18 protein-coding genes are annotated in these 19,493 nt (G+C 72.7%); 15 read left to right on the plus strand and 3 right to left on the minus strand.

Going from position 1 to position 19,493, the window contains the following annotated elements; genetic code table 11:
• Positions 1-62: 62 nt before the first annotated feature.
• Positions 63-266 carry a cold-shock protein gene (locus ACFWIC_RS24770; protein ID WP_329883282.1) on the minus strand — a complete coding sequence of 68 codons (204 nt, stop codon included), beginning with the start codon at positions 264-266 and terminating at the stop codon, positions 63-65.
• Positions 267-713: 447 nt separating this feature from the next.
• Here ACFWIC_RS24770 and ACFWIC_RS24775 point away from each other — a divergent pair, with 447 nt between their 5' ends.
• From ACFWIC_RS24775 to ACFWIC_RS24805, 7 genes are all read left to right on the plus strand, one after another.
• Positions 714-1,613 carry a menaquinone biosynthesis protein gene (locus ACFWIC_RS24775; RefSeq protein ID WP_329883283.1) on the plus strand — a complete coding sequence of 300 codons (900 nt, stop codon included), beginning with the start codon at positions 714-716 and terminating at the stop codon, positions 1,611-1,613.
• Between the two features lie 146 nt (positions 1,614-1,759).
• Positions 1,760-3,463, plus strand: coding sequence for a serine/threonine-protein kinase (locus ACFWIC_RS24780; protein WP_380520035.1), 1,704 nt, complete (start codon positions 1,760-1,762; stop codon positions 3,461-3,463).
• Positions 3,464-3,625: 162 nt separating this feature from the next.
• On the plus strand, positions 3,626-4,849 hold the full coding sequence (gene mqnC, locus ACFWIC_RS24785) for a cyclic dehypoxanthinyl futalosine synthase (protein ID WP_380359818.1): 1,224 nt from the start codon (positions 3,626-3,628) through the stop codon (positions 4,847-4,849).
• 14 nt (positions 4,850-4,863) lie between these two features.
• Positions 4,864-5,493, plus strand: coding sequence for a hypothetical protein (locus ACFWIC_RS24790; RefSeq protein ID WP_380520036.1), 630 nt, complete (start codon positions 4,864-4,866; stop codon positions 5,491-5,493).
• 379 nt (positions 5,494-5,872) lie between these two features.
• Positions 5,873-6,394: a hypothetical protein gene (locus ACFWIC_RS24795; RefSeq protein ID WP_355402831.1), complete on the plus strand. Its 522-nt coding sequence runs from the start codon at positions 5,873-5,875 to the stop codon at positions 6,392-6,394.
• Between the two features lie 158 nt (positions 6,395-6,552).
• Positions 6,553-7,245: a demethylmenaquinone methyltransferase gene (locus ACFWIC_RS24800; RefSeq protein WP_329952967.1), complete on the plus strand. Its 693-nt coding sequence runs from the start codon at positions 6,553-6,555 to the stop codon at positions 7,243-7,245.
• A 160-nt stretch (positions 7,246-7,405) separates the two neighbouring features.
• Positions 7,406-8,689, plus strand: a complete 1,284-nt coding sequence (locus ACFWIC_RS24805; RefSeq protein ID WP_380359838.1) for a geranylgeranyl reductase family protein — start codon at positions 7,406-7,408, stop codon at positions 8,687-8,689.
• A 90-nt stretch (positions 8,690-8,779) separates the two neighbouring features.
• On the opposite strand, the gene ACFWIC_RS24810 is transcribed toward ACFWIC_RS24805, so the two are convergent.
• Both ACFWIC_RS24810 and ACFWIC_RS24815 read right to left on the minus strand, forming a co-directional pair.
• Positions 8,780-9,181, minus strand: a complete 402-nt coding sequence (locus tag ACFWIC_RS24810) for a MazG-like family protein (RefSeq protein WP_329883288.1) — start codon at positions 9,179-9,181, stop codon at positions 8,780-8,782.
• A 122-nt stretch (positions 9,182-9,303) separates the two neighbouring features.
• Positions 9,304-10,014, minus strand: coding sequence for a peptidylprolyl isomerase (locus ACFWIC_RS24815; protein WP_380359825.1), 711 nt, complete (start codon positions 10,012-10,014; stop codon positions 9,304-9,306).
• 215 nt (positions 10,015-10,229) lie between these two features.
• On the opposite strand from ACFWIC_RS24815, the gene ACFWIC_RS24820 reads away from it, so the two are divergent.
• From ACFWIC_RS24820 to ACFWIC_RS24855, 8 genes are all read left to right on the plus strand, one after another.
• Positions 10,230-11,246, plus strand: a complete 1,017-nt coding sequence (locus tag ACFWIC_RS24820; RefSeq protein WP_380359827.1) for a DMT family transporter — start codon at positions 10,230-10,232, stop codon at positions 11,244-11,246.
• Between the two features lie 578 nt (positions 11,247-11,824).
• The gene (locus tag ACFWIC_RS24825; protein WP_014137597.1) at positions 11,825-12,184 is read left to right on the plus strand and encodes an NADH-quinone oxidoreductase subunit A; all 360 of its coding nucleotides are present in this window, start codon (positions 11,825-11,827) and stop codon (positions 12,182-12,184) included.
• Positions 12,185-12,292: 108 nt separating this feature from the next.
• A complete protein-coding gene (locus tag ACFWIC_RS24830; RefSeq protein WP_266271098.1) occupies positions 12,293-12,847 on the plus strand; it encodes an NADH-quinone oxidoreductase subunit B family protein in 555 nt (184 codons plus the stop codon).
• Entirely contained in the window at positions 12,844-13,557 is a 714-nt protein-coding gene (locus ACFWIC_RS24835) for an NADH-quinone oxidoreductase subunit C (RefSeq protein ID WP_329952970.1), read from the plus strand. The genes ACFWIC_RS24830 and ACFWIC_RS24835 overlap by 4 nt, the downstream gene beginning before the upstream one ends.
• Positions 13,557-14,909: an NADH-quinone oxidoreductase subunit D gene (locus ACFWIC_RS24840; protein ID WP_329883292.1), complete on the plus strand. Its 1,353-nt coding sequence runs from the start codon at positions 13,557-13,559 to the stop codon at positions 14,907-14,909. The genes ACFWIC_RS24835 and ACFWIC_RS24840 overlap by 1 nt, the downstream gene beginning before the upstream one ends.
• Positions 14,906-15,646 (plus strand): NADH-quinone oxidoreductase subunit NuoE, encoded by a 741-nt coding sequence (nuoE, locus tag ACFWIC_RS24845; protein ID WP_329883293.1) that lies wholly within the window; start codon positions 14,906-14,908, stop codon positions 15,644-15,646. Before ACFWIC_RS24840 ends, nuoE begins: the two co-directional genes overlap by 4 nt.
• Positions 15,646-17,007 carry an NADH-quinone oxidoreductase subunit NuoF gene (gene nuoF / locus ACFWIC_RS24850; RefSeq protein WP_329883294.1) on the plus strand — a complete coding sequence of 454 codons (1,362 nt, stop codon included), beginning with the start codon at positions 15,646-15,648 and terminating at the stop codon, positions 17,005-17,007. The genes nuoE and nuoF overlap by 1 nt, the downstream gene beginning before the upstream one ends.
• The gene (locus tag ACFWIC_RS24855) at positions 17,004-19,481 is read left to right on the plus strand and encodes an NADH-quinone oxidoreductase subunit G (RefSeq protein WP_380359830.1); all 2,478 of its coding nucleotides are present in this window, start codon (positions 17,004-17,006) and stop codon (positions 19,479-19,481) included. The genes nuoF and ACFWIC_RS24855 overlap by 4 nt, the downstream gene beginning before the upstream one ends.
• Positions 19,482-19,493 lie beyond the last annotated feature (12 nt).

Consider the following 19,493-nt stretch of genomic DNA (forward strand, 5'->3'; position numbering starts at 1 on the left):
GACGGCCGACGGCCGTCGGCGGACCCGAGGGGTCCCGAGCGATCAGAACATCGTGAGGATGGTCAGATAAGGGTGACGTTCTCCGCCTGCGGGCCCTTCGGGCCCTGAGTGACGTCGAAGCTGACCGCCTGGTTCTCCTCCAGCGAGCGGAAACCGCTCGCGTTGATGGCGGAGTAGTGGACGAAGACGTCGGGGCCGCCGCCCTCCTGGGCGATGAAGCCGAAGCCCTTCTCAGCGTTGAACCACTTGACGGTTCCCTGAGCCATGCCGTTCTCCTTGCGAGGGACGTGTCGGGGACCACACCGTGTGGCACCCGGTCCGCTGCGCTGATCGCCCTGCCTCCGGACGGGTCCGGAGTTTTTCGATATTGCTGAAAAACTACAAAAAGCCTGCGGTTACATGCTCCGCAGGCTTCAAGTACTGCAAGGGGAATCAAACTGCAACTGAGGGCAACGCTAGCATGCGGCTGCTGTGACGACCAGGGGTGACTTGCAGGCCGGACCGCACGTGTCGAAAGCCCGGATCAGCGGTGTCCGCCGGGCTGTTGGGCCCGTCGTGCACGGCCCGTCGGGCCCGGTGGACGCGGCCCGTCGCGGCAGCGGACGCGGAGCGGGCCCGCACGCCGTGCGCGCGTGTCGGAAGGCCGGTGCCGGGCTTCCGGAACCTCGGGCATACCCTGCGGGGAGGCGCACGAACAGCAAGGGAGCGGCGCAGTGGCACCACCGGATGCGGAAACACGGGATCCCGAGGGGCACCCCCCGGTCCGGCCGCGGGTCGGGCACATCCAGTTCCTGAACTGCGTACCCCTCTACTGGGGACTGGCCAGGACCGGGAACCTGCTCGACCTCGACCTCACCAAGGACACCCCGGAGAAGCTCAGCGACCAACTGGTCCGCGGTTCGCTCGACATCGGGCCGATCACCTGCGTGGAGTACCTCCGGCACGCGGACGAACTGCTGGTGATGCCCGACATCGCGGTCGGCAGCGACGGCCCCGTGATGTCCTGCGTGATCGTCAGCAAGGTGCCGCTGGCCGACCTGGACGGCCGACGGGTCGCCCTCGGCTCCACCAGCCGGACCTCGGTACGGCTCGCCCGGCTGCTGCTGGAGGAGCGCGAAGGCGTGCGCCCGGAGTACTTCAGCTGCCCGCCCGACCTGGACGCCATGCTCGCCGAGGCCGACGCGGCCGTCCTGATCGGCGACCCGGCGCTGCGCGCCTACCTCGGCCAGGCGGCCGCGCAGGGCCTGGCCGTGCACGACCTCGGCGAGATGTGGAAGGAGTGGACCGGACTGCCGTTCGTCTTCGCGGTCTGGGCCGCCCGCCGCGACTTCGCGGAGCGCCGGCCCGAGCTGACCGCGGCGGTGCACCGGGCCTTCCTGGAATCCCGGGACCTCTCCCTGGTGGAGGCCCGCGAGGTCGCCGCGCACGCGGCCCGCTGGGAGACGTTCGACGCCGGCGTGCTGGAGCGGTACTTCAGCGAGGCGCTGGACTTCTCGCTCGGCGAGCGGCAGCTGGCCGGACTGGCCGAGTTCGCCCGCCGGGTCGCGTCCGACAGCGGTTTCGCGCCGGACGTGGCGGTCCGGCTGCTGGAACCGGCGCCCGTCGTGGCCTGACCGCCGGTCTCCTCGCCCGCGCCCCGGATCGTGGCCCGGATCGTGGCCCGGGTTGTGGCCCTCCACCGCCCCGCCGCCCGGTAGCGTCTGCACCCGGTATCCGTGTCCCGGAGGCGGGGCCATGCGGCGAGGGGAGCGTGCGGGGGATGCAGGCACTGGGATCGGACGATCCGCGCCGGGTGGGCGCCTACCGGCTGCTGCGCCGGCTCGGTGCGGGCGGCATGGGCCGGGTCTACCTCGGCCGGACCGCGGGCGGCCGCACGGTGGCGGTCAAGGTGGTCCGCGGCGAACTGGCCGAGGACGCCGAGTTCCGCGCCCGGTTCCGGCAGGAGGTGGACGCCGCCCGCCGGGTCGGCGGCTCCTGGACGGCACCGGTCCTGGACGCGGACACCGAGGGCGAACGCCCCTGGGTGGCCACCGGCTACATCGCCGGCCCCGCGCTCGGCGCCGCCGTCACGGAGCACGGGCCGCTGCCCGAGCCGGCGGTCCGGACCCTCGGGGCCGGCCTCGCCGAGGCGCTCGACCACGTCCACGGCCTCGGGCTGGTCCACCGCGACGTCAAACCGTCCAACGTGCTGCTGACCCTGGACGGTCCGCGGCTGATCGACTTCGGCATCGCCCGCGCGCTGGACGCCGCCAGCGGGCTCACCCAGTCCGGCTACGTGGTCGGCTCACCCGGCTTCATGTCCCCCGAGCAGGCGAACGGGCAGCTCGCCGGACCGCCCAGCGACGTCTTCTCGCTGGGCGCCGTGCTCGGCTACGCCGCGACCGGGGTGCACCCCTTCGGCGAGGGCGTGAGCGCCGCCGTCCTCCTCTACCGGGTGGTGCACGAGGAACCGGACCTCTCCGGGCTGACCGACGGGTCGTTGCGCTCGGCCGTGCTCGCCTGCCTGGCCAAGGACCCGGCGGCCCGCCCGACCCCGCGCGAGCTGCGCGCCTGGCTGGACCCGGACGGCTCGGCCGCCGCCCGGCTGGGGCGGGGCGGCTGGCTGCCGGCGGCGCTGGCGGCGGCGGTCGGGCGGAGTGCGGTGCAACTGCTGGACCTGGAGGCCGAGGTCTCCTCGGTGGGAGCGGGCCCGCCGTTTCCGGGGGCGCCGGGAGCGGACCGGACGCCGACCTACGTCCCCGGCGCGGGGGCCGACGTGCGCGGCGGGCCGGGTACGGGGCAGACCCCGGCGGTCGGGGCCGCCTCCCGGCGCCGGTACGGGCCCTGGCTCCTGGCGGGTGCGCTGCTGCTGGCGGCGGGGGCCGGCTACGGCGCCTACCGGGTGTGGGGGCCGGAGGACCCGCCCGCCGTGGCCACCGCGACGGGGACGGGCTCGCCGAGCGCCCCGGCCACCGGGGGCGCCACCCGGCCGCCGCCGTCGACCGCGTCCGGCGGGCCGTCCGGCGGGCCGTCGCCGTCGGGAGGGCCCTCGGGCGGGACGGCGACCGGGGGGACGCCGTCCGGTGGCGCCTCCGGGAGCGGTGCCCCGACGACCGGGCCGAGCGTCGTCCCGGAACGCTTCCTCGGCACCTGGCGCGGGGAGATGAACACCCAGAAGGGGGTGCCCGCCGGCACCACCACCCTGGTCATCGGGAAGGCGGCGCTCGGTCAGGAGGCCACCACCAGCCGCAACGAGCTCAGCGGGCTGCTCTCGGTGAGCTGCGAGGGCGCCTGGACGCTCACCTCGGCCGAACCGGAGAAGCTGGTGTTCACCTCCCGGCTGGTCCGCTCCTCACTGCCCGGGGCCTGCACCGGCGGCTCGTACTCCGAGACGCTCACCCTGCAGAAGGACGGCGCGATCCTCTTCACCTCGGCCGACCCGAAGGCCGGGAACCCGTCCGGGACGCTACGGCGGGCGGGCTGACGCGGGGCGGCGGAGGCGCTGGCGTAGGCTGAACCGGATGCGGCCCGGGGGTCCGACCTGGCGGTTCGATCCGCCGGCACGACCCCGGGGCGCAACCCGGAACCGTGCCCGTCCGGCAGGGCCCGCCAGACCAGCAGTACCCGAGAGAGAGAAGGCCGTCAGGTGTCCGAGCTCGCAGCGACCACCCTCGATGCGCCCAGCACCGACCTGCAGGCCGTGCTCGACCGGGCGGCCGGCGGCGGCCGGATCAGCCCGGAGGAGGCGCTGGAGCTCTACCGCTCGGCCCCGCTGCACGCGCTCGGCTCGGCGGCCGACGCGGTGCGCCGCCGGCGCTACGCCGGTACCGAGCACATCGCGACGTACATCATCGAGCGCAACATCAACTACACCAACGTCTGTGTGACGGCGTGCAAGTTCTGCGCCTTCTACGTGGCGCCGAAGAGCACCAAGGGCTGGTCCCGCGACCTCGACGAGATCCTGCGCCGCTGCGCGGAGACGGTCGAGCTGGGCGGCACCCAGATCATGTTCCAGGGCGGCCACCACCCGGACTACGGCGTGGAGTACTACGAGCGCGCCTTCTCGGCGATCAAGGCGGACTTCCCGCAGCTGGTGATCCACTCGCTGGGCGCGTCCGAGGTCGAGCACATGGCCCGGATCTCGGGCGTCTCGATCGAGGAGGCCGTCACCCGGATCCACAAGGCGGGTCTCGACTCCTTCGCCGGTGCCGGCGCCGAGCTGCTGCCGGAGCGTCCGCGCAAGGCGATCGCCCCGCTCAAGGAGTCCGGCGAGCGCTGGCTGGAGATCATGGAGACCGCCCACGGCCTGGGCGTCGAGTCCACCTCCACCATGCTGATGGGCACCGGCGAGACCAACGCCGAGCGGATCGAGCACCTGCGGATGATCCGCGAGGTGCAGGACCGCACCGGCGGGTTCCGCGCCTTCATCCCGTACACCTACCAGCCGCAGAACAACCACCTGAAGGGGTCGACCCAGGCGACCGTCTTCGAGTACCTGCGGATGATCGCCATCGCCCGCCTCTTCCTGGACAACATCGCCCACATCCAGGGCTCCTGGCTGACCACCGGCAAGGAGGCCGGCCAGCTGTCGCTCCACTACGGCGCGGACGACCTGGGCTCGGTGATGCTGGAGGAGAACGTCGTCTCGGCGGCCGGCGCCAAGCACCGCTCCAACCTCACCGAGCTGATCCACCTGATCCGGGCGGCGGACCGCGTCCCCGCGCAGCGCTCGACCACCTACGAGCACCTGCGGGTGCTGGACGACCCGGCCGACGACCCGGTCGACCCGCGGGTCGCCTCGCACATCGCCTCCACCGCGATCGAGGGCGGCACGGCGCACCCCGAGCTGAAGATCCTCGACAACGGCTGAGCGCCTCCACTGCCGTGCTGACCCTGCACCGGGCGGCCCGTGTGCTGCCCGACCCGGCCGATCCCACCGCCCCGTCCTACGCCGACGGGGCGGTGCTCGTGCGTGGCGAGCTGATCGCCGCCGTCGGCCCGTACGACGGACTGGCGGCGGAGCACCCGGCGGCCCGGGTGCGGGACTGGGGCGACGGACTGCTCACCCCCGGTCTCCGTAACCCGTACGGGCGCTGGCTGCTGGAGCGTGCGTACCATCCGGACCCGCGTGAGGGGATCGGGGACGAGCCGGTGCCCGGAGGGCCGGAGGGGCTCGGGGGGCCGGCCGACGAGGCGCGGTGCGGCGCGAGCGCCCGGCGCGGGCTCCAGCGGATGCTCGGGTTCGGGGTCACCGCGGTGGCCGGGCCGTTCGAACGCGCCTCGGTGCGGACGGCGGTGGCCCGGTCGGGGCTGGGCGTGCCGGGCGGTGCGGGGGCCGAGGAGGGTCCGCTGGACCCGCTCGCGGTGCTCCCGTTCGTCGAGGCCGTGCACGGACGCCTGGGGGTCGGGGGCCGGGCCGACTTCGCCGTGTTCGCACCCGGTGCGGACGGGCCGCGGGCCGGGGGCTGCCTGGCCACGGTGCTGGCCGGTCGACTGGTGTTCCGCCGGCGGTGAGCTGCCCGCCGCGACCCCGGCTCCGGGGACCGGCACGGGGTGGACGCCCGGATGCTACTCATTGGTAGTCATACCGTCATACTGCTGTTTTCCGCTTCCCGGCGATCCCCCCTTGTGCCGCAGGGGAGTTGCTTCGTGTGCCGTCGAACTGCACCCCCGGCGAGGGTGTCTGATTCCCCCTTCGCCGTGACCTGAGGGCCCGCCAGCGGATAGCATCCCGCTCAGCTCAGTCCGTACCCTCACCACACTCCGCCCGTGCCCTCGGGCGGCGGGGCCCCGTCCCAGGCCCCGAACGCAAGCCAGGACAGGAACCATGCGATCCGCGACCGTCCCCCCGCCGCGCACCCCGCGGTTGGGCCGTGTTTGGTACCTCACCGCCGTGCTCAGCGCCGTACTGGCCGTCGGCATGTGCCTGCTGGGCTGGCGTCAGGCCGAGCAGGCCGACCGGATCGGCGCGCACCCGGTGACGGTCGAGGGCACGGTCACCCAGCTCCCCGCCGGCGGCGGCTCCTACAGCACCGTCAGCTACCGGGCCGTCGGCCAGCAGCACACCGCGGCGGCGCTGCCGCTCGCCGACGGCGTGAAGGTCGGTGACACGGTCTGCCTGGAGCACGCGGCCGACGACGCGGGCGCGGTCCGGGTCTGCGGCGACACCTACCCGCAACCGGTCGGCGTCGGGCTGGCCCGGTTCAGCGTGCCGGTGGCGGTGGTGCTCTTCGCCGTCTGCATGCTGAGGATCCGCAGGCACCGGCGCGACCTCGCCGTCCGGAGCGGGCAGAACCGGATCGCCACCACGGTGGCCATGGCGACCGGCGCGCTGGCCGAGGGGATGCCGGCGATAACCCACGGCAAGCGCTCGCGCCGCAAGCGCCGCTCCGGCGGGCGGCGCGGCCTGCACTGACGCTCCGCCCGCGCCGGGGTGAGGGCGTGTCGGGCGAGGACCGCGCCGGACCACGACGACGCAGGCCCCGTCCGGCCGCGGCCCGGCCGCACCGTCCGGGATCGCGCCGGACGTGCCCCGTTGCCCGGATCGTCCGGGCCAGGGTGAACAATGGGGTCGTGACCCGAGCCTCTCTGGACAAGCAGCCGCACGAAGTCGCCGCCATGTTCGACGACGTCGCGGCCAAGTACGACCGCACCAACGACGTGCTCTCCCTCGGCCAGGCCCGCGCCTGGCGCCGGGCGGTGGCCGAGGCCGTGGACGCCGGGCCGGGGGACCTCGTCCTCGACCTCGGGGCCGGCACCGGCACCTCCTCGCTGCCGTTCCGGGAGGCCGGGGCCGAGGTCGTCCCCTGCGACTTCTCGGTCGGCATGCTGACCGAGGGCAAGCGCCGCCACCCCGAGCTGGCGCTGACGGCCGGGGACGCCACCCGGCTGCCGTTCGCCGACGGCACCTTCGACTCCGTGACGATCTCCTTCGCGCTGCGCAACGTCCACGAGACCGAGGCGGCGCTGCGCGAGATGCACCGGGTCACCAAGCCCGGCGGCAAACTGGTGATCTGCGAGTTCTCCACGCCGACCTGGACGCCGTTCCGGACGGTGTACACCGAGTACCTGATGCGCGCGCTGCCGCCGGTCGCCACCGCGGTCAGCAGCAACCCGGACGCCTACGTCTACCTCGCCGAGTCCATCCGGGCCTGGCCCGACCAGCCCGCTCTGGCGGGGCTGCTCCAGGAGGCCGGCTGGTCCAAGGTGGCCTGGCGCAACCTGACCGGCGGGATCGTCGCCCTGCACCGGGCGTACAAGGTCTGACCCCCGGGTCGGGCCGTCCCGGACCCGCCGGAGCCGACCGCGGTTCCGGCCGGGGCCCGGTCCGCAGCTCGTAGACTCGTCCAAGCCCAGCCGCGCCGGCCCCCGACGGCCGGCCGACCCCAGCAGGAGTGTGCCCACCGTGTCCGAGACCGCCGTCGACCTGAACGCAGGCGTTGTGGAGAGCACCGCGGACGTCATCGTGGTCGGCGCGGGCCCGGCCGGCTCCGCCACGGCGTACTACCTGGCCCAGGCGGGCCTGGACGTGCTGCTGCTGGAGAAGACCTCCTTCCCCCGGGAGAAGGTCTGCGGCGACGGACTCACCCCGCGCGCCACCAAGCAGCTCGTCGACATGGGCATCGACGTGTCGACCGCGAACGGCTGGCTGCACAACAAGGGGCTGCGGATCATCGGCGGCGGCGTCCGGCTGGAGCTGGACTGGCCCGAGCTGTCGGCGTTCCCCGACTACGGACTGGTCCGCAAGCGGGCCGACTTCGACGAGCTGCTCGCCCGTCAGGCCGAGAAGGCGGGTGCCCGGCTCCACGAGCGCTGCAACGTCAGCGGCCCGGTGCTGGACGAGCGGACCGGCCGGATCATCGGCGTCACCGCCCGGCTCGGCGAGGAGAAGCGGCCGGTGACCTTCCGGGCCCCGCTGGTGGTGGCCGCCGACGGCAACTCCACCCGGCTCTCGCTGGCCATGGGCCTGCACCGCCGCGAGGACCGGCCGATGGGCGTCGCCTACCGGACCTACTTCACCTCCCCGCGCCACGACGACGACTACCTGGAGTCGTGGCTGGAGCTGTGGGACACCCGCGGCGCCGAGCGGAAGCTGCTGCCCGGCTACGGCTGGGTCTTCGGCATGGGCGACGGCACCTCCAACGTCGGCCTCGGCATCCTCAACTCCTCGCCCGCCTTCGGCGAGCTGGACTGGCGCGAGGTCCTCAAGGCCTGGTGCGCCAGCATGCCGGAGGAGTGGGGCTACACCCCCGAGAACATGACCGACCCGATCCGCGGTGCCGCGCTCCCGATGGCCTTCAACCGGCAGCCGCACTACACCCGCGGCCTGCTGCTGGTCGGCGACGCCGGAGGCATGGTCAACCCGTTCAACGGCGAGGGCATCGCCTATGCGATGGAATCCGGCCAGATCGCCGCCGGAGTCATCGTGCAGGCCCACGCCCGGCTGACCGACGCCGGCCGCGAGCGCGCCCTCCAGGCCTACCCGCGCATCCTCAAGGACGTCTACGGCGGCTACTACACGCTCGGCCGTGCCTTCGTGAAGCTCATCGGCAACCCGAAGGTCATGCAGCTCGCCACCCAGCGGGGCCTGACCCACCCCGTCCTGATGAAGTTCGTCCTGAAGATGCTGGCCAACCTCACCGACCCCCAGGGCGGCGACGCGATGGACCGCATCATCAACGGCCTCGCCAAGGCCGCCCCCAACGCCTGACCCACGGGCCGCGGCGGCCCCGTACCCCGGCGGCGCTTGGCCCCGGCGGCCGGGAGCCCGAGGGCTCCGGCGCCGTGGGCCACCCCGGGGTCAGCGCCGATCGGCCTCGGGCCGGTCCGCGTCCGGTCGAGCCGTCTCCGGTCGGCCGGTCGCGGGCTGACCTGTCGCGGGCCGCCGGCCGGCGGCGGAGCGGCGTTCGACGTAGGCGAGGCGTTCGGCGAAGACCCGGGCCGCGTCGGGGGTGAGCGTCCGGAGGGCGACCAGGGCCGAGAAGACGACGTCGCAGAGCTCGTGCTGGACGTCGTCCCAGGTGTGGGTGACGCCCTTGCGCGGGTTCTGACCGGTGGCGCCGATCACGGCGGCGCTCACCTCACCGACCTCCTCGGAGAGCTTGAGGATCCGGGCCAGCCGTTCCTCCTGCGGAGGGAGCGGGCTCTCCTCGTCGAGCCAGGTGACGAGGTGGTCGACGCTCTCCCAGATCCTGCTGTCCATGCGGTGCTGCTCCCGTACGGTGTCGATGGCGTGGTCCACCGTACGGGAGCGGTGGCGTGCGGCGGCCGACCGCGGTGGGGGCCGGGCGGGGCCGGGGCTGCGGACGGGGCCCCGGCGGGAGGTCAGCGCTTGGCGATCCGGACGTCGCGGATCTTGACGAAGAGGTTCGGGTAGCCGTCGCCGGGGTTGTTCTGGTCGTCCTCGCCCGCGGCGGCGATCTTCTGGAGGACGTCCAGCCCCGCGGTGATCCGGCCGAAGGGCGTGTAGGCGGGGGAGAGCTTGGTGTCCTTCCAGACGAAGAAGAACTGGCTGCCGTTGGTGTTCGGCCCGGCGTTGGCCATGGCGACGGTTCCGGCGGGGTAGGTGGCGCCCTCCAGGTTCTCGTCGGGGAACGAGTAGCCCGGGCCTCCGCTGCCGGTGCCGGTCGGGTCGCCGCACTGCAGGACGAAGATCCGCTGGGTGGTGAGCCGGTGGCAGTGGCTGCGGTCGTAGTAGTCGTGCTCGGCGAGGAACCGGAACGAGAACGTGGTGCAGGGGGCCTTGTCGGTCAGCGCCTGGAAGGTGATCGCCCCCTGGGAGGTTCTCAGCGTCGCGCTGTAGGGCTTGGCGGCCTTCTTGGCGTCGAAGACCGGGATGCCCTTGAAGTTGTCGGCCGGGACCGCCGGGGTGTAGGTGCAGGCGGCGCCGGCGGCGGTGCCGGTCGACGGGGTCTCCGCGACGGCGGTGCCGGTGCTCACGGCGAGCGGCAGGACGGTGGCGGCGGCGATCAACGCCCAGTGTTTCCGCTTCACTTGACGGGCCTTCCGGTGGACGGGGGACGGCTGCGTTGTCATGGCGACATCATCCATGGCGGGGTGGGGATCCGGTAGGGGTGGAATGCCGTTGATCGTCCGGCCTCCGGTGCGCGACGATGGCGGACCCCTGTTCCGCCCCGACCGGGCCCCGCGCCCGGTCGCCTGCTCGGCTCGTTGCTCAGCCCCGGGATCCGTCCGACGTCGTGCGGGACTCTCGTGTGCCGGTTCCCGTTCGCTCCGAAGAGGTCCTGCCCATGCGTGTTTCGTCGTCCGTTCTCCGAGATGTGCCGGTCCTGCTGGTGGCGGTGGTGTGGGGGTCGAGCTTCCTGGCGGTGCAGCGGGTGGCCGAGCCGGGGACGGTGGTGGCCATGCTGGTGCTGCGGTTCGGCCTCGTCCTGCCGTTGCTCGGGGTGTTCGCCTGGCGGGGGCTGCGGCGGATGGGGCGGGCGGAGTGGGCGGGCGGGGCGTCCCTGGGCCTCGTGCTCGGCGCGATCTTCCTCCTGGAGACCTTCGGCGCGGTCCACACCTCGGCGACCAACGCCGGCCTGATCATCAGCCTCACGATCGTGTTCACCCCGCTCGCGGAGAGCGTGCTCACCCGGACACCGCTGCCGCGCCCGTTCGTCGCGGCGGCCGGACTGGCGGTGGTGGGCATCGCCCTGCTCACCGGGGACGGCGGGCTGCGGGCGCCGGCGTCGGGTGACCTCCTGGTGCTCGGCGCGGCCGTGGTGCGGACGGTCAACGTCCTGGCCACCTCCCGGGTCCGGGCGATCCGGGACACCGACACGCTGGCCGTCACCTGGGTGCAACTCGCCACCGCGACCCTGGTGTTCGCTGTCGTCGCGCCTTTCACCGGGCCGCTGCCCTGGACGGTCGCCGCCGCGTACGGGCCGGCCGAGTGGGGCTGGCTGCTGCATCTCGCGCTGCTCTGCACGCTGTTCGCGTTCTTCGTGCAGATGTGGGCGGTCCGCACCACCTCGCCCTCGCGGGTCAGCCTGCTGCTCGGTACCGAACCGCTCTGGGCGGCGGTCTTCGGGATCACGCTCGCCGGCAACCACCTCGGCCCGCTCGCCCTGGCGGGCGGCGCCCTCGTCCTGGTCGCCACCGAGTGGGGGCGCCGGACCGCGGTGGCACCGCTCCGGGAGGGGGCGCCCGCGGGACGCGCGGGGGAGCCGGGTGCGGGGGAGTCGGGTGCGGGGGAGTCGGACGCCGGGGAGCCGGGTGCGGCGGAGCCGGGCGTGGAGACGGCGCCGGAGCGGGCCTCGGCCTGACCGACGGGCGCGGCCGCGGACGTCCGGCCGCCGACGTTCACCGCCGTACACCGCCGTACACCGTGCGGGCGGGCGCCTTCCGGTGCCCGCCCGCACGTCTCCGTGCCCGCCCGCCGGTACCGTCCGCGCCCCAACTCGGCTTCCCGTTCGCGCGCTTGTGAACGAAGGGTCAAGCGGGCGTTCGGGAGGCCGCCACCCCTGCGGGTGAGCCGACATAACACGTCAACCCGGCGCTCTGAAATTTGCCCCGGACCGCGCATAGTTGATATAGGAGCGCGGCCCTGACCTGCCGCTTCGCAGATAAATGCGACGGGTTGTGATCGTTTGACTTCTTTGTGTCGACAACTCTCGCCATGTTCACTTTCGCCACCATTCGAGAGGTGGCGGAGATCACAAAGATCGTCTTGAACTGCGTGTCGCAGATCACAAGCTGACGGGCATAGGATGCGCTCGTTCCAGGCTTTGTGAACTGCCTCACATGAGGTGGATCACGGGAACTGGAACACCGGGTTCACCGCAGTGTGACCCGTCGGTTCCGATCTGCAGTCAAGGACGACTGGACGGAGGGAGCGGGGGCTATGAATGCCTACGCGCCGATCCTCGTACTCGGTGCCATCGCGGCGGCGTTCGCGGTCGGCTCCGTCGTGATGGCCTCACTGACCGGGCCCAAGCGGTACAACCGGGCCAAGTTGGAGGCGTACGAGTGCGGCATCGAACCGACCCCGCAGCCCGTGGGCGGCGGTCGGTTCCCGATCAAGTACTACCTGACGGCGATGCTCTTCATCGTCTTCGACATCGAGATCGTCTTTCTCTATCCGTGGGCGGTGAGCTTCGACGCCCTGGGGATCTTCGGACTGGTCGAGATGCTCCTGTTCATCGCCACTGTCTTCGTTGCGTACGCCTACGTCTGGCGGCGCGGCGGTCTGGAGTGGGACTGAGCCTGGAGCGGGACCGGGTGCCGGGCGGCCGCCGGAGCTTGTGAACGGGCGGACAAAGCCTGAACGGGCGGATGAACCACAGGACTTGAGGGCATTGAGAGGGATCTGATGGGAATCGAGGAGAAGCTGCCGAGCGGCTTTCTGCTCACGAGCGTGGAGACGGCCGCCGGCTGGGTGCGCAAGGCGTCGCTCTTCCCGGCCACCTTCGGGCTCGCCTGCTGCGCGATCGAGATGATGACCACGGGCGCGGGCCGCTACGACCTGGCCCGGTTCGGCATGGAGGTCTTCCGGGGCTCGCCCCGGCAGGCCGATCTCATGATCGTGGCAGGTCGCGTGAGCCAGAAGATGGCCCCGGTGCTGCGCCAGGTGTACGACCAGATGGCCAACCCGAAGTGGGTCATCTCGATGGGCGTCTGCGCCTCGTCGGGGGGGATGTTCAACAACTACGCGATCGTGCAGGGCGTCGACCACATCGTCCCGGTCGACATCTACCTGCCGGGCTGTCCGCCCCGCCCGGAGATGCTGATGGACGCGATCCTGAAGCTGCACGACAAGATCCAGCACGAGCCGCTCGGCGCGAACAAGCGCCGTGCCGAGGAGTTGGGCGAGGCGCTCGCGCTGCAGGCCACCCCGGTGAGCGAGATGCGGGGGCTGCTGCGATGAGCGACCAGGTACCCGAGACCCGGCGCGAGGAGCCGCGCCGCGAGATCCCGGTCGAGGTGGTCGGGCGCCGGCAGGGCATGTTCGGCGCCCAGGGCAGCGGTGACACCTCCGGCTTCGGCGGGCTGGTCGCCCCGATCGCGCTGCCGCCGGCCAGCGGACGCCCGTACGGCGGCTGGTTCGACGAGGTGGCCGACGAGTTGGAGGGCGCACTGGAGGAGCAGGGGCTCGACCCGGCCGACGTGATCGAGAAGACCGTCGTCGACCGTGCCGAGCTCACCTTCCACATCGCCCGCGAGCACCTGCTCCGCACCGCCCGCACCCTGCGCGACGACCCGGCCCTCCGGTTCGAGCTCTGTCTCGGTGTGAGCGGCGTGCACTACCCGGGCGACTCCGGGCGCGAGTTGCACGCGGTCTACCACCTGCGCTCGATCACCCACGGCCGGCTGATCCGGCTGGAGGTCACCGCACCGGACGCCGACCCGCGCGTCCCGTCCGTGGTCAGCGTCTACCCGACCAACGACTGGCACGAGCGCGAGGCCTACGACTTCTTCGGCCTGGTCTTCGAGGACCACCCGGCGCTCACCCGGATCATGATGCCGGACGACTGGCTGGGCCACCCGCAGCGCAAGGACTACCCGCTCGGCGGCATCCCCGTCGAGTACAAGGGCGCCCAGATCCCGGCGCCCGACCAGCGGAGGTCGTACAGCTGATGAGCACCCAGCACTACGAAGAGGCGCACCAGGAGGCGGCGGAGGCCGCAGCCCGGGAGACCACCGAGGGCCGGGTCTTCACGGTCACCGGCGGTGACTGGGGCGAGGTGGTCGAGGCCGTCGGCCGGGCCGACGACGAACGCATCATCGTCAACATGGGTCCCCAACACCCTTCCACCCACGGCGTGTTGCGACTCATCCTGGAGATCGACGGCGAGACGGTGACCGAGGCCCGCTGCGGCATCGGCTACCTCCACACCGGCATCGAGAAGAACATGGAGTTCCGCAACTGGGTCCAGGGCACCACCTTCGTGACCCGCATGGACTACCTGACTCCGCTGTTCAACGAGACCGCCTACTGCCTGGCGGTCGAGAAGCTGCTCGGCATCACCGACGACGTCCCGGACCGGGCCAGCGTCATCCGCGTCCTGATGATGGAGCTCAACCGGATCTCCTCCCACCTGGTCTGCCTGGCCACCGGCGGCATGGAGATCGGCTCCACCACGCTGATGATCTACGGCTTCCGGGACCGCGAACTGATCCTGGACGTCTTCGAGCTGGTCACCGGCCTGCGGATGAACCACGCGTACGTCCGCCCCGGGGGCCTCGCCCAGGACCTCCCGCCCGGCGCGGTGGACCAGATCCGCGAGGCCGTGAAGACCATCCGCTCCCGGATGCACGAGTACGACAAGCTCGCCACCGGCAACCCGGTCTTCAAGGCCCGCCTGGTCGACGTCGGATTCCTCGACCTGCCCGGCTGCCTCGCGCTCGGCGCCACCGGTCCGATCCTGCGGGCCACCGGCCTGCCCCACGACCTGCGCAAGACCGATCCGTACTGCGGCTACGAGAACTACGACTTCGAGGTCGCGGTCGCCGACGGCGCCGACTCCTACGGCCGCTTCCTGATCCGCCTGGAGGAGATGAAGGAGTCGCTGCGGATCGTCGAGCAGTGCCTGGACCGGCTCCGCCCCGGCCCGGTCATGGTGGCCGACAAGAAGATCGCCTGGCCGGCCCAGCTCGCCGTCGGCCCGGACGGGATGGGCAACTCGCTCGACCACATCCGGAAGATCATGGGCACCTCGATGGAGGCCCTGATCCACCACTTCAAGCTGGTCACCGAGGGCTTCCGGGTCCCGGCCGGCCAGGCGTACGCGGCCGTCGAGTCACCCAAGGGCGAGCTCGGCGTGCACGTGGTCAGCGACGGCGGGACGAGGCCGTACCGGGTCCACTTCCGGGACCCGTCGTTCACCAATCTGCAGACGATGGCGGCGATGTGCGAGGGCGGCCAAGTGGCCGACGTGATCGTCGCGGTGGCCGGGATCGACCCGGTGATGGGAGGCGTGGACCGGTGACAGACGTCCAGTTGGGGATGCCGGCGCTGCCGGCCGGGCCGTACCCCGAGGAGGTGCACGCCAGGCTGGCGGCCGACGCGAAGGAGCTGATCGGGCGCTACCCGGTGGCCCGGTCCGCGCTGCTGCCGCTGCTGCACCTGGTGCAGTCCGAGGAGGGCTTCGTCAGCCCGACCGGCATCCGGTTCTGCGCCGAGCAGTTGGACCTCACCACCGCCGAGGTCACCGCCGTCGCCACCTTCTACACCATGTACCGGCGCCGGCCCGCGGGCGAGTACCACGTCGGGGTCTGCACCAACACGCTCTGCGCGGTGCTCGGCGGCGACCAGATCTTCGAGGAGCTCCAGCAGCACCTCGACGTCACGAACAACGAGACCACCGAGGACGGCCGGATCTCGATCGAGCACATCGAGTGCAACGCGGCCTGCGACTACGCGCCCGTGGTGATGGTCAACTGGGAGTTCTTCGACAACCAGACCCCGGAGAGCGCCAAGCAGCTGGTCGACGACCTGCGGGCGGGCCGGGAGGCCAGGCCCACCCGCGGCGCCAAGCTCTGCTCCTTCAAGGAGACCGCCCGCATCCTGGCCGGCTTCCCGGACGAGCGCACCGGGGCCGTCGACGAGTCCGGCGCCGGCGGCGCCCCCTCGCTGGCCGGCCTGCGGCTGGCCCGCGGTGAGGCCCTGCCCGGCACCGGCGGTACCCGCGTCGTCTCGCCCCGTCACGAAGGGACCGAAGCGTGATGACCTCCGCCGAGCCGGCCGAGAAGCTGCTCACCCCGGTGCTCTCCGCCTCCTGGGACGACACCAGGCCATGGACCCTCGCCACCTACCGCCGCCACGCCGGGTACGAGGGGCTGAAGGCCGCCCTCGCGATGGCCCCGGACGAGGTGATCGCGCTGGTCAAGGACGCCGGCCTGCGCGGTCGCGGCGGCGCCGGGTTCCCCACCGGCATGAAGTGGCAGTTCATCCCCCAGAACGACGGCAAGCCGCACTACCTGGTGGTCAACGCGGACGAGTCGGAGCCGGGGACCTGCAAGGACATCCCCCTGCTCTTCGCCAACCCGCACTCGCTGATCGAGGGCATGATCATCGCGTCCTACGCGATCCGCTGCGACCACGCCTTCATCTACCTGCGCGGCGAGGTCGTCCCGGTGCTGCGCCGGCTGCAGGCCGCCGTCGCCGAGGCGTACGAGGCCGGGCTGCTCGGCAAGGACGCCCTCGGACCCGGCCTGGACCTGGACATCACCGTCCACGCCGGCGCCGGCGCGTACATCTGCGGCGAGGAGACGGCCCTGCTCGACTCGCTGGAGGGGCGCCGCGGCCAGCCGAGGCTGCGCCCGCCGTTCCCGGCCATCGCCGGTCTCTACGCCTGCCCGACGGTGGTCAACAACGTCGAGTCGATCGCGTCGGTGCCGCCGATCCTGGCCAAGGGCAAGGAGTGGTTCAAGGGCCTGGGCACCGAGAAGTCCCCCGGCTTCACGCTCTACTCGCTCTCCGGCCACGTCACCAACCCCGGCCAGTACGAGGCCCCGCTGGGCATCACCCTGCGCCAGCTGCTCGACATCAGCGGCGGCATCCGGTCCGGCCACCGGCTCAAGTTCTGGACCCCGGGCGGTTCCTCCACCCCGATGTTCACCGACGAGCACCTCGACGTCCCGCTCGACTACGAGGGGGTCGGCGCGGCCGGCTCGATGCTGGGCACCAAGGCGCTGCAGATCTTCGACGAGACCACCTGCGTGGTCCGTGCGGTCACCCGCTGGACGGAGTTCTACGCCCACGAGTCCTGCGGCAAGTGCACCCCCTGCCGCGAGGGCACCTACTGGCTGGTCCAGCTGCTCCGGCGGATCGAGGCCGGCGAAGGCGTCGCGGGGGACCTCGACAAGCTCCTCGACATCGCCGACAACATCAACGGCAAGTCCTTCTGCGCGCTGGGGGACGGTGCGGCCAGCCCGATCGTCTCCTCGCTCCAGCACTTCCGGGCCGAGTACGAGCAGCACCTCGCGGAGCGCCGCTGCCCCTTCGACCCGACCGCCTCCACCGTCTGGGCCGACGGCCCCCGCCCCGGCCACCAGTCCGCCACCGAAAGGGAGGTGCACGCGTGACGATCACAGAGCCAGCCACCTCCAAGGCCGCGGTCGAACTGGTCACGCTCACCATCGACGGCGTCGAAGTGCAGGTCCCCAAGGGGACGTTGGTGATCCGGGCCGCCGAGCAGGTGGGCACCCAGATCCCGCGCTTCTGCGACCACCCGCTGCTCGACCCGGCCGGCGCCTGCCGCCAGTGCATCGTCGAGATCGAGGGCCAGCGCAAGCCGGTCGCCTCGTGCACCATCCCGGTGGCCGAGGGCATGGTGGTCCGGACGCAGGTCAGCTCGCCGGTCGCCGAGAAGGCGCAGCGCGGCGTGATGGAACTGCTGCTGATCAACCACCCGCTGGACTGCCCGGTCTGCGACAAGGGCGGTGAGTGCCCGCTGCAGAACCAGGCGATGTCGACCGGTGACACCGACTCCCGTTTCGAGGGGATGAAGCGCACCTACGAGAAGCCGGTCCCGATCAGCACCCAGGTGCTGCTGGACCGCGAGCGGTGCGTGCTCTGCGCCCGCTGCACCCGCTTCTCCCAGCAGATCGCCGGCGACCCGTTCATCGACCTGGTCGAGCGCGGCGCGCTCCAGCAGGTCGGTACCGGTGAGGGTGACGACTTCGCGTCGTACTTCTCCGGCAACACCATCCAGATCTGTCCGGTCGGCGCCCTCACCTCGGCGGCTTATCGTTTCCGCTCCCGCCCGTTCGACCTGGTCTCGTCGCCGAGCGTCTGCGAGCACTGCTCGGCGGGCTGCGCCCAGCGCACCGACCACCGGCGCGGCAAGGTGCTCCGCCGGCTGGCCGGCGAGGACCCGGCGGTCAACGAGGAGTGGAACTGCGACAAGGGCCGGTTCGCCTTCCGCTACGCCCAGCAGCGTGACCGGATCACCACCCCGCTGGTCCGCAAGGACGGCGAACTGGTCACCGCCTCCTGGCCGGAGGCGCTGGCGAGGGCGGCCGAGGGACTGCGCGGCGCCCGGGCCGGCGTGCTGACCGGCGGCCGGGTCACCGTCGAGGACGCCTACGCGTACGCGAAGTTCGCCCGCGTGGTGCTCGGCACCAACGACGTGGACTTCCGGTCCCGCCCGCACAGCGGTGAGGAGGCGGACTTCCTGGCCGCCGCCGTCGCCGGCCGCGGCGTCGACGTGGACGGCACCGGCGTCTCCTACGACGAGCTGGAGGCGGCGCCGGGCGTGCTGCTCGCCGGCCTGGAGCCGGAGGAGGAGTCGCCGATCGTCTTCCTGCGGCTGCGCAAGGCGAGCCTCGCCCGCGGGCTGCGGGTCTTCTCGATCGCCACGCACGCGTCCCGGGGCCTGGCCAAGCTGCGCGGTGCGCTGCTGCCGGCGGCCCCCGGCACCGAGGCCGAGTGGCTGGCGGCGCTCGCCGCCGACGAGCCGCTCAACGACGACGCGGGCCGGGCCGCCGAACTGCTCCGCACCCCGGGCTCGGTCATCCTGGTCGGTGAGCGGCTGTCCGCCGCCCCCGGCGCGCTCACCGCGGCGCTCCGGCTGGCACACGCCACCGGTGCCCGGATCGCCTGGGTCCCGCGTCGGGCCGGCGAGCGCGGTGCGGTCGAGGCGGGGGCGCTGCCCGGTCTGCTGCCGGGCGGCCGTCCGGTCGCCGCCCCGGCGGCCCGGGCCGAGGCCGCCGCCGCCTGGGGAGTGGCCGAACTCCCCTCCCGGCTGGGCCGGGACACCGAGCAGATCCTCGCGGCCGCCGCCCACGGCGAGCTGGACGCGCTGCTGGTCGGCGGCGTCGACCCGGACGACCTGCCCGACCCGGCGCTGGCCGAGGAGGCGCTGGCCGCCGCACGGTTCGTGGTGTCGCTGGAGCTGCGGCCGTCCGCCGTCACCGCGCACGCGGACGTGGTGCTGCCGGTCGCCGCCGTCGCCGAGAAGGCCGGCACCTTCCTGGACTGGGAGGGCCGGGTGCGGATGTTCGAGGCCGCGCTCAAGCCGGACCAGCAGATGGGCCGCCACCTGCACCCGGACCTGCGGGTGCTGACCATGCTCGCCGACGCGCTGGGCCACCGGCTGGGGCTGCCCGACGTCCGGGCCGTCCGGTCGGAACTGGACCGGTTCGCGCCCTGGACCGGTGACCGTCCGGCCGCCCCGGCGGCCCACCCGGGTCTGCTGCCGCGGCCGGCCGCCGGCCAAGCGGTCCTGGCCGGCTGGCGGCTGCTGCTCGACCGCGGCACCCTCCAGCAGGGTGACCCGCACCTGGCCGGCACCCGGCACCCGGCGGTCGCCCGGATCTCGCCGACCACCGCAGAGGAGCTCGGCGCCGACGGCCCGCCCGTCGCGCTGCGGCTGACCGGCCCGGCCGGCTCGCTCGTCCTGCCGCTGGAGATCACCAAGGAGATGCCGGACCGCACGGTCTGGATCCCGCTCAACTCCACCCCGGGCGGCGCCTACCGCGCGCTCGGCACCACCATCGGCCACCTGGTCACCATCGCCGCGGCGGAGGCCATCGAGCCCGACGAGGAGGAGAAGTGAGTCTCGCCGCAC

The organism is Kitasatospora sp. NPDC127035 (assembly GCF_042726075.1).
Taxonomy (GTDB): domain Bacteria; phylum Actinomycetota; class Actinomycetes; order Streptomycetales; family Streptomycetaceae; genus Kitasatospora.

What these genes read in the sequence shown, in the direction of transcription:
- ACFWIC_RS24820 (WP_380359827.1), top strand. Translation starts at nt 10,230, where the DNA reads ATGCGTGTTTCGTCGTCCGTTCTCCGAGATGTGCCGGTCCTGCTGGTG.
- ACFWIC_RS24810 (WP_329883288.1), bottom strand. Translation starts at nt 9,181, where the DNA reads ATGGACAGCAGGATCTGGGAGAGCGTCGACCACCTCGTCACCTGGCTC.
- ACFWIC_RS24835 (WP_329952970.1), top strand. Translation starts at nt 12,844, where the DNA reads ATGAGCGACCAGGTACCCGAGACCCGGCGCGAGGAGCCGCGCCGCGAG.
- ACFWIC_RS24825 (WP_014137597.1), top strand. Translation starts at nt 11,825, where the DNA reads ATGAATGCCTACGCGCCGATCCTCGTACTCGGTGCCATCGCGGCGGCG.
- ACFWIC_RS24815 (WP_380359825.1), bottom strand. Translation starts at nt 10,014, where the DNA reads ATGACAACGCAGCCGTCCCCCGTCCACCGGAAGGCCCGTCAAGTGAAG.
- ACFWIC_RS24770 (WP_329883282.1), bottom strand. Translation starts at nt 266, where the DNA reads ATGGCTCAGGGAACCGTCAAGTGGTTCAACGCTGAGAAGGGCTTCGGC.
- ACFWIC_RS24830 (WP_266271098.1), top strand. Translation starts at nt 12,293, where the DNA reads ATGGGAATCGAGGAGAAGCTGCCGAGCGGCTTTCTGCTCACGAGCGTG.
- ACFWIC_RS24780 (WP_380520035.1), top strand. Translation starts at nt 1,760, where the DNA reads ATGCAGGCACTGGGATCGGACGATCCGCGCCGGGTGGGCGCCTACCGG.
- nuoF (WP_329883294.1), top strand. Translation starts at nt 15,646, where the DNA reads ATGACCTCCGCCGAGCCGGCCGAGAAGCTGCTCACCCCGGTGCTCTCC.
- ACFWIC_RS24840 (WP_329883292.1), top strand. Translation starts at nt 13,557, where the DNA reads ATGAGCACCCAGCACTACGAAGAGGCGCACCAGGAGGCGGCGGAGGCC.